This is a genomic window from Kitasatospora sp. NBC_01246 (assembly GCF_036226505.1).
In the GTDB taxonomy this organism is placed as follows: Bacteria; Actinomycetota; Actinomycetes; order Streptomycetales; family Streptomycetaceae; genus Kitasatospora.
Map to the genome: position 1 here is coordinate 3196398 of NZ_CP108484.1, position 13993 is coordinate 3210390.

The window sequence follows — 13993 nt, forward strand, 5'->3', positions numbered from 1 at the left end:
GAAGACAGAGTTGGACTCCCTCGCGGCCGCACTCTATGTGATGACCGACGACCTGCTGAAGGATTCGCCGCAGTTCAGGCGTGCCCCAAGAAGGCAATTCCCGGCCACTTCCAGGCGGCCGGGACAGTGAGTTCCGGCGACACACGGGGTTCGGGGTGCACCGGGCCAGCTGGTCAGGTCCCCTCGGCTCACGGTCGGCGGCCGTCCTCGCTCCCCGTGCCGCAACTAGTGAACGGTCAGACCGCGCTGGTGGGGGTCGGCCGGGCGACCTGGAGGCGGTAGTCCACGGAGGTGGAGAAGGTGCCTGACTCGCCCCGCAGGGTCAGCTCGTGGCTGCCGGGGGTGAGGGGGTCCAGCCGGACCCAGAGGCCGCAGGACCAGGTGTTGAGGGGGCCGGCCGTGGTGGTGAACGGGTTGCCCTTCCGCGGGTTCATCCGGATCGGGGTGGAACCGAGCTCCTCGGGGGTCAGGGAGCGTCCGTCCAGGGTGGCGCTTCCCTTGGCGGCGTTCATGAACTCCAGGCAGTCTGCGGACTCGCCGAACAGGTTCACCAGCGGGAAAACGACCGGCACCCCGACGGGGACGGTGCAGGTGCGGGTGGCCGCGCCGCCGGTGGTACCGGCGAGGAACCAGATGCCGTCCTCCTGGCCCTGGCCGCACAGGTGGCCGTCCTGATCGAGGACCGGGTTGCGGTCCTCCGCGGTGGCGGTGGCCCAGTTCCACCAGCGGGACTGCAGCTCCGGCGAGGTGAGGCTCTGTACAGCGAGCGGGGTGCTCGGTTCGGGCGAGGGCTCGTCCGTGGCCGGGGGTGCGGGCTGCGCGGTCCTGTCGGCTGCCGGAGCGGAGGTGCAGGCCGTGGTGAGGGCCAGGGCACCGACGAGCAGGCCGGCCAGTCGTCTTGCAAGCATGATCGGAAACCTTACGACATGGTGTGCGACCCGCGACGAGCCGGTGTCCGGCACCAGCTCCCCCGCCGACCGCATCCCCGTTGTCGAAGCGCTCCCGGACGCCGTCCGCAGACCAGACGTCCGCCCGGCCCCTGCCCGGCGCCGGGTCAGCCCGACGGCTCGGCCGTGAGCGCCCGCTGCTGAGAACACGCCTCAGGAGGACGGATTCTTCCCGAACCCGAACCCGGACGCGCGCCTCGCTCGTGAGCTGAGGCGTCGGGCCGTTCGCCCTGGCAGCTCCTGGACGGGGCCGACTGAGACCTGACCACCCACCGCCTCCTGTACGCCGGCCCCGTGGACGGCGTCAGCTGCTTCGTGACGACCTGGTCACTCTGAAGCGCCGACCTCAGTAAAGCCCCGGGCTCCGGCCACCGTTGGTCGCCATTGGGTACGAAGACACTGTCGAACAGCGGTGGCCGCAGGTCAGAGCGTCAACTTGCCCCCGGCGCTGGCGCCGGCAGCGCCGAAAGGCGGCCCAGGCGTCGGATGGGAAATCAAGAGAGCAGCTTGCCCAGCGCCTGAGCAGGGGTTGGTCAACCTTCAGGACCGTCACCACCCTTGGAATCAATCAGCTAGCCCTCGGCGGGCTCGGCGGGCTCGTCGTTGCGCTGGACGAGGCCGGGCTCGCCGTTGTCGCGCTGCCAGCTGACGACCAGCTCGTCGCGGGCACCGAAGCGGACCAGGTGACGGCCGACCACGTCCTCCAGGCCCGGCAGGTTCTCGGTCTCGCCCTCGACGGTGAGCAGCAGGGCGTCGGGGGCGGCCTCCAGCGTGGCGGTGCCGCGGCCGAAGGTCAGGGTGCCGCGACCGGTCTCCTCCGACCACTCGGCTTCGATCTTGCGCCCCATGTGGGCGGCGAGCTGCTTGGCGTAGCGGGCGGACCGGTCGGTGGCGACGCGGGCTTCGGAACGGGGCACGGGCCCTCCAGAATCACGGGAGGGAACTTAGGTTGCCCTCACTCGGAACCAAGCTAACCCAGATAGTGAGCCAGACTCAACAACTTTACGGAGCCCTCGTCCGTGGCGCGTCCTGCCCTGCTCCCGCCCCCGGACCGGCCGATACCCTTGGTCGACACCTGCCGAGGAGAGCCCCCATGACCACCACGCCGACCGACGACGCGGGGAGCTCCTCCACCGGCCCCGGCACCGCCCGGGACGGCGCCGCGGCCCGGGACCTCACCGTCGCGCCGGACGGCACCGCAGTGCAGGACACCGCGGCCCAGGACACCGCGGCCCAGGACACCACCGCCGAGCTCGCCGACGCGATGACCAGGGCGATCAAGCGGATCCGCCGCCTCACCAGCGAGCGCCTGGAGCCCTTCGGCATCACCCCCGGTCAGGGCCGCGCCCTGCGCACCCTCGCGCACGCCCCCGGCTGCGAGCTGCCGGACCGCGCCATGCGCCTGGGCGACCTGGCGGAGCGGCTGCACATCGCCCCCCGTTCGGCCACCACCGTGGTGGACGCGCTGGAGGAGGCGGGGCTGGTCGAGCGCACCCCGGACCCGGCCGACCGGCGCGCCGTCCGGATCGTGCTGACGACGGCCGGCCGGTCGGCGGTGGAGCGGATCGGGCAGGTCCGGCACGAGGTGGCGCAGGAGTACTTCGGCCCGATCAACCCGGCCGACCAGGACGCCCTGCTGCGAGCGCTGCGCTCCGCCGAGAGCGCGTACGCGGCCACCATGCCGCCGCGCCGGACAGCGCCCCCGGGCGCAGCGCGGTGATCCCGATCCCGGCGATCACCAGCAGCGCCGCGCAGCCGACCACCGGGCCGATCCGCTCACCGAGCAGCAGCCAGGCGGAGGACATCCCGAACACCGGGACCAGCAGCGAGTAGGGCGCGACCGTGGTGGCGTCGTAGCTGCGCAGCAGGAAGCTCCAGGCGACGAAGCCGAACAGGGTGGAGACCAGTCCGACGTACCCGATCGCGCCCAGTCCGGCCGGGGTGAGGTCGCGCAGAGCCCGCAGGTCGGCGGCCGGGCCCTCGACCAGCAGCGAGAGCCCGAGCAGCGGCAGCGGCGGGACGGCGCTGACCCAGACCATCCAGCGCAGCGCGTCGCGCGGGGCGGCCTTGCGGGTCAGCACGTTGGACAGCCCCCAGGCGACGGCGGCGAGGACGACCAGGACGAAGGCCCCGACCGGGCCGCCGACGCCGTGGTCGACGGCGCTCAGTCCGATGCCGGTGAGCGCGATCCCGAGGCCGGCCAGGCGCTGCGGGCCGGGCCGCTCGCCCAGCAGGACGGCGGCGAACAGTGCGGTGAAGACCGCCTGGCCCTGCAGGACCAGCGAGGAGAGCCCGGCCGGCATCCCGGCGTGCATGCCGAGGAAGAGCAGTCCGAACTTGACCACCCCGAGCACCAGGCCGACCCCGAGGACCCACGGCCACGCCACGCGCGGCGGGCCGACGAAGAAGACCGCCGGGACGGCGACCACCGCGAAGCGCAGGGCGCAGAAGAGCAGCGGCGGGAAGTTCTCCAGGCCGACGTGGATCAGGACGAAGTTGAGGCCCCAGACGGCGGCGACCAGGACGGCCAGCGCGATGTGACGCGGTCTCATGCTGCCGCCGGGGGCGGCCGGTGTTGCGGTCATGGGTCGAGGATGGCCGCCACCAACCATGTAGCACCAGCGATGAATTCTGAAGGGCGGGATTTAGCATTGCTGCATGATGGATCTGGGACGCCTGCGGGCGCTGCACGCGGTGGCCGTGCACGGTTCGGTGGGCGGGGCGGCGGCCTCGCTCGGCTTCACGCCGTCGGCGGTCTCTCAGCAGATCGCCAAACTGGAGCGCGAGACCCGGACGGTGCTGCTGGAGCGTCAGGGCCGGGGCGTGGTGCTGACCGACGCCGCCCGCGAGCTGGCCGTCACCGCGCAGGCGGTGCTGGGCCTGGTGGAACAGGCCCAGGTGCGGCTGGAGGAGCAGCGCGGCCGGGCGGTCGGGCGGCTCCTGGTGGCCGCCTTCGCCACCGGCGCGCGCGGACTGATGCCGGGCGCGCTCGCCGCCCTGCGCGAGCGCTGCCCCGACCTGGACGTCCGGCTGCTGGAGAGCGACCCGTACCCGGCGGCCGAGCTGGTGGCCCGGGGCGAGGTGGACCTGGCGCTGGTCCAGGACTGGCCGACCGTGCCGCTGCCGGTGCAGGAGGGCCTGGTCCGGCTGGACTTCGGCCCGGACCCGGTGGACCTGCTGCTGCCCGCCGCGCACCCGCTGGCCGGGGAGGCCGTGGTCCCGGTGGAGCGGCTCCGCGGGCAGTGCTGGATCAGCGTGCCGCCGGGCAACATCTGCCACGACTGGCTGGTCCGCACGCTGCGCGAGGTCGGAGAGGAGCCCGACGTGCGCTACCAGGTCGGCGAGTTCGAGACCCAGATCGCGCTGATCGCGGCGGGTCTGGGGATGGGGCTGGTGCCGCGGCTCGGCCGGGGCGCCCTGCCGCCGGGGGTGGTCGCCCGGCCGGTCGTGCCGGAGCCGGCCCGGCGGGTGTTCGCGCTCTGGCGCGCCCAGGCCTCCCGGCGGCCGGCGATCACCGAGGCTCTGGCCGCGATGCGGGACCGGTGGGCCGCCCTGGCGGCGTGAGCGCGGGCCCGGCCCGGGTGAGGGGCCGCCCGGGCCGGGTGCGCGGCCGCCCGGGCTGCCCGGACTGCCCGGGTCCGGCTGTTCAGCCGGCGAACCCGATCACCAGCCACATGAAGCCCACCCCGAGGATGGTGCAGAGCAGGGTGGCGCGCGAGGGGTGCGGGCTGTGCGCCTCGGGGAGGATGTCGGAGGTCGCCAGGTAGAGCAGGAAACCCGCGAAGAACCCGAGGTAGAGGCCGAGCAGTTGCTCGGGGATGGTGAACAGCAGGGTGATCGCGGCGCCGGTCACCGGTGCCAGCGCGTCGGCCGCGAGCAGGGTCAGCGCCCGCCGGCGGTCGTTCCCGTACAGCCGGGTGATCGTGTAGGTGTTGAAGCCGTCGGCGAAGTCGTGGGCCACCACGGCGACGGCGACCACCGTCCCGACGGTGGTCCCGGCCTGGAAGGCCGCGCCGATCGCGAAGCCGTCCATCACGCTGTGGCCGACCAGGGCGAGCGCCGCGGTCAGCCCGATCCCCGGCGCGGACGTTCCCTCGGCGACCGCCGGTTGGGCGTGCGCACGGGTGTGGACGTGCTGGTGGCCGTGGGTGTGCGCGGCGTACTCGCCCTCGTGGCCGCGGTGGATGGCGACCGCCCGCTCGACGACGTGGATCGCCAGGAACCCGGCCGCGAACATCAGCAGCGCCTGCGGGACGCCGTGGATCTCCCCGGGCGCCTGGTGCAGCGCCTCCGGCAGCAGGTCGAAGGCCACCACCCCGAGCATCAGCCCGGCGGCGAACCCGAGCACCAGATGGCGCCGGTCACCGGTGCGCTGGGCGACGTAGCCACCGATGAGCGTCATCAGGAAGGCGCCGGCGGCGACCAGGATCGCGGTCATCCCACCTCCCCCGTACCGGAGACCCTACGCATCCCCTCGCCTCCCCCGTGTCCTGAGCGTCCCGGGCAACCCCCGGGCGTCCCGTGCCCCGGTGGCTCGCCGGGGCCGACCGCCGAACGGTGCCGGACGACCCGGGCCGGGAACGCCCCGGTGCCGGTGCCCCCCAGCCTCGCCCGGTGCCCGGGGCGCCGCCCGCCGGACGGTCCGTGAGGGTGAGCCACGAGAGCACCCGGGCACCTGTCAGGCTCGCGGCCCGACCGGGCCCGTTCAGTGACCGGAGGCGAGCGGCAGCCCGAGGTGGGCGCGGGCGAGCTCCCGCACGCCGTCGCCGTCGACCAGATGGATGTGCTGGTGCCCGTCCTCGCCGGTGAGGTCGAGCGCCTCGTCGGTGAACCGGCCGGTGGTCAGCCGCAGACCGTGCTCGGCGGACTCCTCGCGGACGGCCTCCGCCAAGGTCCTGATCTCCTCCTCGCCCACCGCCCCGGACCCGCGGGAGGCCCAGACCACCCAGCGCCCGGGCAGCGCGCTGCCCGCCGCCCCCTCCCCGGTGGCGACCAGGCCCGCCGGGCCGCGCAGTCGTACGCTCCACTGCTCCAGCCCGCCGCGGGTGAGCAGTTCGCGGACCAGGTGGGCGAACTCGTTCGCCGAGAGGTCCGGCGCGGACGGCACGGTGGCGCCCGCCAGGGCGGCCGGTTCGACGCCCGCCCTGGCGTAGGGGTCCGGGGTCACGGCGGCGCCGAGCTGGCGCAGCCGGACCAGTGCCTCGTCCTGTTCGGCGTCCGCGTAGACGCCCTCGCCGTCGTGCTCCTCGTAGGGGGCGGCCGCCGGCAGCAGCCTGGTCCGGGCGAGGGCGTCGCGGTCGGCGTCCACGCTCACCAGGCAGAGCGGCTCCGCTCCGGCGGACTCGCGCAGCCAGCCGTTCAGCACCACCCCGGCCAGTATCTCGTCGGTATCGACGGCATCGGCGGCCTGCAGCGCGCGCAGGGCCAGCCGGGCGACCAGCCGCAGGTAGTCGGTGGCCCGGTCGGCCGGCGGGCGCGGCACCGGGAGTATCTCGCCGTCCGGGGCGAGCCGGTACCCGGTCAGCGACGGCACGAGGTCGAGGGACGGCAGGTCGAGGTCGAGCACGGCGGTGCGGGTGAGCGGGCGGAAGACCGCCCGGCAGGGCGCGGGTACGTCCTGGGTGGCCGTCTCGGCGGCCGCCAGCGCCCGCTCCAGCAGGGACTCGACCGCGGCCGGCTCGGCCAGCCGGTATGCCCGCCGGCACTCCTCCAGGGTCTCGTTGTACTCGCGGACCGCGCGGGCCCTGGCCTGCTCGGCCTGCTCGTGGACCCGCCGCGACTCGTCCTCGGCCGGGCGGTCGGCCCCGGCCCGCCGGGTGCGCCACTCCCGGAGGGCACGCTGGTGGGTGAGCCGGGCCTGGGCCAGCTCGCGCTGGAAGCCGGAGTCCAGCAGTCGCCGGGTCGGCGGCTCGTCGGGGTCGGCCCCGGCCGGCCGCTCGGGCGCGTAGTCCTCCCAGCGCGGTTCGGCGTCGGCCTCGCCGCCGCCCGGGCCGGTGGCCGGGTAGGGCCTCGGCTCGTAGTGGCGGAGCTGGCTCTCGAAGTCCATCGCCGAGACGGGCAGCGCGGCCCGCCGCAGGAGGTCCGCGAGCCGCTCGTGCTCGGCCCGGACGGTGACGGACCGGTGGTGGGTCAGCGCGGCGGCCCGGGTGTGCGCGGCGACCGCCTCGTCCGCGTCCTCCGGGCCGGTCAGGCCGGCCGCGCCGCTCAGGCCGTCCCGGCCGCCATGACCGCCGGCCGCCCGGTCGGCCGGGCCCGGCGAGCCGGGTGGCCCGTCGAGCCCGTACGGACCGTCAGGCCCGTCAGGCCCGGACGATCCGTCGGATCCGTCCGGACCGTCCGGGCCGCTCACGCCGAGGTCACGGAAGACCGAGGCCAGGAAGCCGGGTTGGGGGGCCATCACGGCGCCGTCGGGCTGGCCGTCTGCTGAGTGCTGCATCGGTCGCGGTTCCCCCATGCTCGTCCGGCGCCTGCCCGGGGCGGCCGGCGAGCCTACGGGCCGCCCCTGCCGGACATTGTCCACCGAACGGGCGCACCGGTCAGCCAAGCCTCTCAGTTGGTCCGGGTGTTGGTCAGGTGCAGGCCGATGTAGCCGACATAGATCCGGCCACTGCCCGAACAGTCGTCGAGGTAGTGCAGCCGCGGGGCCGTCCGCCCACCGCCGATCCGCAGGTGCGCGCCCATGAACGCCCGCCGGGAGGCGTCCACGCACTCCGGTACCGGAAGTATCCGCTCGCGCTTCCACTTGGTGTGGCTGAAGACCGTCCGCGACTCCCCGCGCACCGCCTTGCGGGGCGGGAAGCGGTGGCGGCCGGCCGGGGTGTGCTCGCACCACTGCTTGAAGTCGCCGCCCGCCTCGCCGCGCACCGCCGCCTCGGCGTACTCCTGCAGGGACGTCAGACCGCCCCAGGTGAGCCGGGCCCAGCCGGCCCCGGCGCACCGCAGGTCGTCCAGGGCGAGCGCGCTCTTCTGGTCCCCGGTGAAGGTGAGCAGCGGGAACTCGTCCAACCGGGCCATCAGTTCGGTGAAGCTGTCCGGCACCGCCCGGAACCCGGGAGCGCCCGGTGAGCCCGGTCTGCTGCCCGCCCCGGGCGCGGCCGGGCGGCGCCCCGCCGAACCCGGGCCGACGCAGAGCCGACCGGCCGGCCCGCGGGACTGGACGCCCCGGCGCGGCCCGGTGACCGACCCGCCCGGCGGCTCGTCGGCCGCCGACGGCACCCGGCGGCCCCGGCGGCGCTCCCGGCGCAGGCTGTGCCGCACCCGCTCCAGCTCGTCGGCCCTCGCCTGCTGCTCGGCGTGGTCCTGCTGCTCCTCGTGGGCGAGCGCCGCCCGCTCGGCCCGGGCGGTGGCGTCCTCCGGGCCGGTGCCCGGACGGGCCGCGGTCGCGGGCACCCGCAGCACCGGGACGGCGGCCAGCGGTGCCGGCAGCGGCAGCTCGGCGGCGAGCCGGCGCGGTTCGCGGGCCAGCAGCCCGGCCGCCCGGCGCAGGTCCTCCTCGATCCGGTGGCGGGCCAGCACCGGATGCCGCGCACCGTCCGACCGGGAGGCCGGATCGACCTCGGGCTGATAGGTGCGCACCGCCCCGCCGTAGACGGTGTGGTACTCCAGTGCGACGTTGAACTCGGTACGGGCGCCCGGATCCAGGACGTAGGTGGTGGCGAGGCCGGGGAGTTGGCGGCAGAGCGGGCGGACGACGTCCTCCACCCAGCGGTCGAGGTCGTGGTTGACCGGGACGCTCGCCACCACGACGGGCAGCCGGCGCTCCGGATCGCAGAGGGCGTCGATCAGGCCGTCGACCTCGGCGGCGGTCAGCACCCTCGGCGCCGACTGGACGGCGGCCGGGCCGTCGGTGGCGTCCAGCAGCGGCAGCAGACTGCAGGCGAGTTCGGGCACCGGCACCCGGCACGGCGTCCGTACCCCGGTGCCGGTGGTGTGCGTCTCGGCCTCCAGCCGGACCCAGGTGCGGCCGTCGGAGCCGGTCGCCGTGGTCAGCGTGAGTTGGTGGGTGCCGTGCGGGGCCGGGGTGCGCAGCCGGCGGCGGTCGTAGCGCCCGGCCCCCGGGCCGCCCCGCAGGGGACCGCCGTCGCGGTCGAGCAGGACCCGGTCGCCCAGGCGCAGGCGTTCGGCGGGGACTTCGGCGGCCTCGGCGGCGACGGACCGGTGGGCGGCCGGCGGGGGCTCCTCACAGCCTTCGTGTTTCAGCCAGGCGGCGAGGCGCTGGTCCGCCAGGGCCACGGCGTCGGCGTGCGGGAGCGCGGTGGTGACGGTCATCCGATAGGGCGTCGCGAGGCCCCTGGGGCCGGGCAGACCGGCGCGGGCGGGCGACGAGGAACGGTCTGAGGTCATGCGCATACCTCCGTGGTGCGGTGGTGGGGTCTGTCGTCCTCCATCGATGGGGGTGTGTTCGTCCGGTTCTTGCCGGATCCTTGCCCAGGAAACGCCACAGCCCGGAGCGGAAGTTCCAACTCCGGGCCACGTCAATACGTTCGAGTGAATCTGCTCAAGCCGACCACCGGACCGGACCGGCTTCTGCTGCGGCCGGTCTCAGCCCTCCGCGCGGCCCGCGCCGCTGCGGCTCCACTCCGGTTCGGCGACCGGCACCGCCAGCGGGCAGCCCTCCGGGGCGTCGTAATCGGCGATCAGCACCACGGGGACGGTCCCGTGGTTGCGGCCGACGTGGACGTGGACCGGCCCCGCCTCCTCGACCAGCGACTCGCCCGCCCGGCTGACCTCGACCCGGCCGTCGTGCAGGGTCCGGGTCAGCGTCCCCGACAGCACCACCACGTCGACCCGGCCCGGGTGGTAGTGCCAGCCGGTACTGGCGCCCGGGGGCAGGGTGATGGTCTGGACGAGGGACATCTCGGCTCGGCCTCCTGGTCGGCGATCCGCCCAGGCTAGGCAGGGTGCGGGAGGACGGGAACCCGGCCGGACCCGATCTGGCCGAAAGTCTGTCCGGCCCCCGGCCCGGTCGCTCCGCGAACCCCGGCCCGAGCGTCACCCCCGCGCCGCGGGGAACCCGCTCAGACCGGCACCTCGACATACGTCCGACCCGCCGCCACCGCCACCGCGGTACCGCCGGTCGCCTCGGCCAGCCAGGTGCGGAATTCGGCCACCTCCGGCTCCGGCACCCCGACCTCGATCCGCACCCCGGCCGCCTCGTACGCGAGGTCGCTCACCGTGTAGCCGGCCGCCCGCAGGTCGTTCTCGACCCGCCCGGCCCGGGTGTGGTCCGCCGCTACCGCGAGCAGCGCCACCGGCCGCCGTTCCAGCAGCCCGACCGCGTCCACCGCCTCCGACACCGCGCTCCCGTAGGCCCGGACCAGGCCGCCCGCCCCGAGCTTGATCCCGCCGAAGTACCTGGTCACCACGGCCGCGGTGTCGGTCAGCCCGCGCCGGCGCAGCACCTCCAGCATCGGCACCCCGGCCGTACCGCCGGGCTCCCCGTCGTCGCTGGAGCGCTCGCGCCGCTGCTCGTCGCCGACCACGAAGGCGGTGCAGTTGTGCCGCGCGTCCCAGTACTGCTTGCGGATGCCCGCGATGAACGCCTGCGCCTCGTCCTCGTCGGTGACCCGGGCGAGGTGGCAGATGAAGCGGGACTTCTTGATCTCGATCTCGTGGCTGCCCGCGTGCCGGATGGTCAGGTACTGCCTCGGGGTCGGCTCCGGCGTGGCGGACATGGTGCGGCGGTTCTCCCGGAAGACGGCGAAGGCTGGCGGCGGCCCCACGTGGTTCCGGGGCGCCACCGCCAGCCTAGGCCCTGCCCGTCCGGTCACCGGTCCGAGCCGGAGGGCGCCGGGTCGGGGCAAGGACGACTCGGGGCGGCGGCGGGTCGGGGCGGCGGCGAGTCGGGGCGGGGCCGGGAGGGCTCAGCGGCCGGCCAGCGCGTCCAGCCGGGCGCGGTCCAGACCGGTGAGCGAGAGGACCTCGGCGAGGTCGACCGCCCCGCAGTCCAGCCCGCGCAGCAGGTAGCCGCTGAGCGCCCGGGCGGTCGCCGGCTCGTCCATCACGTCGCCGCCGGTCTTGGCGACGTACGCCGCCAGCCGGGCGGCGGCGACCGCCAGGCCCTCGCGGTAGAAGGAGTACACCGCGACGTAACGGGTCGGCAGGTGCGCCGGGTGCATGTCCCAGCCCTGGTAGTAGGCACGGGCCAACGAGCGGCGGACCAGGTCGTGGTGGAGCTTCCAGGCGGCGTGCACCTGCTCGGTGGACCCGGTCGGGATGACGTTGGTCGACCCGTCGGAGAGCCGGACGCCGGTACCCGCGGCGGCCACCTGCATCACCGCCTTGGCGTGGTCGGCGGCCGGGTGGTCCATGCTCTGGTAGGCGGCGCCGACCCCGCAGGCGGCGCTGTAGTCGAAGGTCCCGTAGTGCAGACCGGTGGCCCGCCCCTCGGCGGCCTCGATCATCCGGGCGACGGTGGCCCGGCCGTCGGGGCCGAGGATCGCCTGGGTGGTCTCGATCTGGATCTCGAAGCCGATCCGGCCGGCCGGCAGCCCCGCCGAGCGCTCGAAGTCCGCCAGCAGCCGGACCAGCGCGGTGACCTGCTCGGCGTAGGTCACCTTGGGCAGCGTGAGCACCAGCCCCTCGGGCAGGCCGCCGGAGGCCAGCAGGGTGGTCAGGAACAGCTCCAGGGTGCGGATGCCGCGGTCACGGACGGCCGCCTCCATGCACTTGATCCGGATGCCGATGTACGGCGGGGCGCTGCCGTCCGCCACGGCGGCCGCGATCAGCTCGGCGGTCCGGACGGCGGCCGCGTCCTCCTCGGCGTCGGGCCGGGGGCCGTAGCCGTCCTCGAAGTCGATCCGCAGGTCCTCGACCGGCTCCCGCTCCAGCTTGGCGCGGACCCGGGCGTGCACGTCGGCGAGCAGCGCGTCGTCGGCCACGCCGAGCGCGCCGGCCAGGGCCGCCGGGGTACCGGCGTGCGTGTCGAACGCCTCCAGCGCCTGTCGGCCCCAGTCGCGGACGGTGTCGGCACCGAAGGCGTCGGCCGGGACGTAGACGGTGTGGACCGGCTGCCGGCTGCCGGAGTCGCCCGGGTAGCGGCGGGCCAGGTCGGCGTCGACCGGGGCGAGCAGCGCCTCCACCGCGGCACGCGCCGCTCCGGAGAACGAGGCTCCGCCCGCCGGACCGGTACCGTCCACCTCGACCTGCGACATCCGTACTCCTCCGTGCCGAACCAGCGCTTCAACAGTTTGTTGAGGCGAAGGTAGCCCCGCCGGGGTCGGGCGTCAATGGCCGACCGAGCGGCGGACGGGCGGGCAGGGGGCAGGCGGCAGGCGGCTCCGGCTCCTGGGCGGGTCGGCCGGTCAGTCCCTCCCGGCGGCGGCGTAGCGGTCGCGCAGCTCGGGGAAGAGCTCGGCGACGTCCTTGTGGTGCACCGAGCCGTCCGGCCGGGTGCCGGTCACGCCGTACTCCTTGGTCAGCCAGTCCGCGAGACGCTGCGGGCTGGGCTCCTTCTCGAAGGTGTCGATGTAGCTGACCAGCGCCGTGTAGCAGAGCTCGGGGTCGAGCCGCGACGGCGCCGGGCGGGAGGCGGAGTCGTACGGGCGGCCGGAGCCCTCGGCCTCGTCCGGCTCCGGGGCGAAGCCCTCCTCCTGCGGGTAGTCGGCCTCGCGGACGTACGCGGCGTCCTGCGCGTAGCCGGGCTCCACCGGGAGGTCCGCGTAGCCGGCGCCGTCCGGACCGGTGTGGACCTCGGACTGCGCGACGGCCTGGGCGGCCGGGCGCGCCGCCGGCTGCGGCTCGGGCTGGGCGGCGGACGCCCGCGGCGGCTTGAACCACGGCGAGGCCTGGCCCGGCACCCGGCCGCCCGGGGAGCCGTCGCCCTGCGGCCCGGTGGTCCGCACCGGGCGCTCGGTCCAGACGTTCAGCTCCTCCCGGGGCTGCGGCGGTGCCTGCTCCTCCTCGGCGGCCGGCTCCTGCGAGGCCCGCAGCCGCACCGCGGCCAGCTTGGCCAGCATCGGCGCGGCCACCTCCGCGGGCACCGGCGCCACGGCGGGCACCGCCGCCTCGGACCGGACCTGCTCCACCTGAAGGCCCTCGGGCCGGGCGTTCTCCGGCCGGGCGTTCGCGGGCTGTCCCTGCGCGAGCGGCTGCGCCTGCGGCTGGGTGCCGGCGGCAGCGGCCACCGGGATGGCGGCGGCCGGCGTCCGGCTCTCCCGGAGCTCGGTGGCCGTTCGGGACTCCTCGTCCAGCCGGTCCAGCAGCGCCGGGTCCAGTGGCACCCCGTACTTGGCCAGCTTCAACGGCAGCAGCGCCTGGATCGGCGCCGAGCGGCGCCAGCCGCGCCCGTACCGGAAGCGCAGCTGCGCCCGGTAGACCAGCCGGTTCTGCTCCAGCCGGACGACCTCGTCGTAGGAGCGCAGCTCCCAGAGCTTCATCCGCCGCCAGAGCCGGAAGGTCGGCACCGGGGAGAGCAGCCAGCGCATCAGTCGGACGGACTCCATGTGCCGGTCGGCCGTGATGGCGGCGATCCGGCCGACCGCGTGCCGGGAGGCCTCGACGACGACCACGAACAGCACCGGGATGACGGCGTGCATGCCCATCCCGAGCGGGTCGCCCCAGGAGGCGGCCGCGTTGAACGCGATGGTGGCGACGGTCAGCAGCCAGGCGGTCTGCCGCAGCAGCGGGAAGGGTATGCGGAGCCAGGTCAGGACGAGGTCCAGCGCGAGCAGCACGACGATGCCGGCGTCGACACCGATCGGGAAGGCGTAGGAGAAGGCGCCGAAGCCCTTCTCGGACGCCAGCTCCCGCACCGCGTTGTACGAACCCGCGAAGCCGATGCCCGAGATCAGGCAGGCCCCGGCGGCGACCAGCCCGAGCAGGCTGCGGTGAGCCTTGGTGAGCGGAGGGCGTGCCATAACGTCTATCAACCCCTGGGTGTCGGCTGCGGCCGTGCGCTGCCTCGGCGCCGGTTCCCGGTGGTCGGGGCGCCGGACGACCGAGCAGCCGCCGGGCTCGGCCCACCGGAGTTTACTCGTACAGCTGTTTCAGCTTCCTCGCAGCCCGGGGTGGAACCGGCCCCGGCGGACACCGGGCGCGGGCCCCGT

Annotated in this window: 12 protein-coding genes; 2 read left to right on the top strand and 10 right to left on the bottom strand. The window is 75.2% G+C overall.

What is annotated here, in order from left to right; all coding sequences use genetic code 11:
- Positions 1-236: 236 nt before the first annotated feature.
- On the bottom strand, positions 237-908 hold the full coding sequence (locus OG618_RS13915; protein WP_329487728.1) for a signal protein: 672 nt from the start codon (positions 906-908) through the stop codon (positions 237-239).
- 611 nt (positions 909-1519) lie between these two features.
- Positions 1520-1864, bottom strand: a complete 345-nt coding sequence (locus tag OG618_RS13920; RefSeq protein ID WP_329487729.1) for a DUF2218 domain-containing protein — start codon at positions 1862-1864, stop codon at positions 1520-1522.
- A 176-nt stretch (positions 1865-2040) separates the two neighbouring features.
- On the opposite strand from OG618_RS13920, the gene OG618_RS13925 reads away from it, so the two are divergent.
- Positions 2041-2667: a MarR family winged helix-turn-helix transcriptional regulator gene (locus tag OG618_RS13925; RefSeq protein WP_329487730.1), complete on the top strand. Its 627-nt coding sequence runs from the start codon at positions 2041-2043 to the stop codon at positions 2665-2667.
- Here OG618_RS13925 and OG618_RS13930 read toward each other — a convergent pair.
- On the bottom strand, positions 2558-3499 hold the full coding sequence (locus tag OG618_RS13930) for an EamA family transporter (protein ID WP_329492102.1): 942 nt from the start codon (positions 3497-3499) through the stop codon (positions 2558-2560). The genes OG618_RS13925 and OG618_RS13930 overlap by 110 nt on opposite strands.
- A 106-nt stretch (positions 3500-3605) precedes the next feature.
- Here OG618_RS13930 and OG618_RS13935 point away from each other — a divergent pair, with 106 nt between their 5' ends.
- Positions 3606-4511: a LysR family transcriptional regulator gene (locus OG618_RS13935; protein WP_329487731.1), complete on the top strand. Its 906-nt coding sequence runs from the start codon at positions 3606-3608 to the stop codon at positions 4509-4511.
- An 82-nt stretch (positions 4512-4593) separates the two neighbouring features.
- On the opposite strand, the gene OG618_RS13940 is transcribed toward OG618_RS13935, so the two are convergent.
- From OG618_RS13940 to OG618_RS13970, 7 genes are all read right to left on the bottom strand, one after another.
- The gene (locus OG618_RS13940; RefSeq protein ID WP_329487732.1) at positions 4594-5385 is read right to left on the bottom strand and encodes a ZIP family metal transporter; all 792 of its coding nucleotides are present in this window, start codon (positions 5383-5385) and stop codon (positions 4594-4596) included.
- Positions 5386-5652: 267 nt separating this feature from the next.
- A complete protein-coding gene (locus OG618_RS13945; protein ID WP_329487733.1) occupies positions 5653-7383 on the bottom strand; it encodes a restriction endonuclease in 1731 nt (576 codons plus the stop codon).
- Positions 7384-7496: 113 nt separating this feature from the next.
- A complete protein-coding gene (locus tag OG618_RS13950; protein ID WP_329487734.1) occupies positions 7497-9290 on the bottom strand; it encodes a hypothetical protein in 1794 nt (597 codons plus the stop codon).
- 198 nt (positions 9291-9488) lie between these two features.
- Complete coding sequence (locus OG618_RS13955) at positions 9489-9803, bottom strand: cupin domain-containing protein (RefSeq protein WP_329487735.1); 315 nt, start codon at positions 9801-9803, stop codon at positions 9489-9491.
- Positions 9804-9964: 161 nt separating this feature from the next.
- Complete coding sequence (locus tag OG618_RS13960) at positions 9965-10621, bottom strand: YigZ family protein (RefSeq protein WP_329487736.1); 657 nt, start codon at positions 10619-10621, stop codon at positions 9965-9967.
- Between the two features lie 189 nt (positions 10622-10810).
- Entirely contained in the window at positions 10811-12100 is a 1290-nt protein-coding gene (locus tag OG618_RS13965; protein WP_329487737.1) for a DUF6986 family protein, read from the bottom strand.
- Between the two features lie 150 nt (positions 12101-12250).
- Positions 12251-13804, bottom strand: coding sequence for a DUF2637 domain-containing protein (locus OG618_RS13970; protein ID WP_329487738.1), 1554 nt, complete (start codon positions 13802-13804; stop codon positions 12251-12253).
- Between the last annotated feature and the right edge of the window lie 189 nt (positions 13805-13993).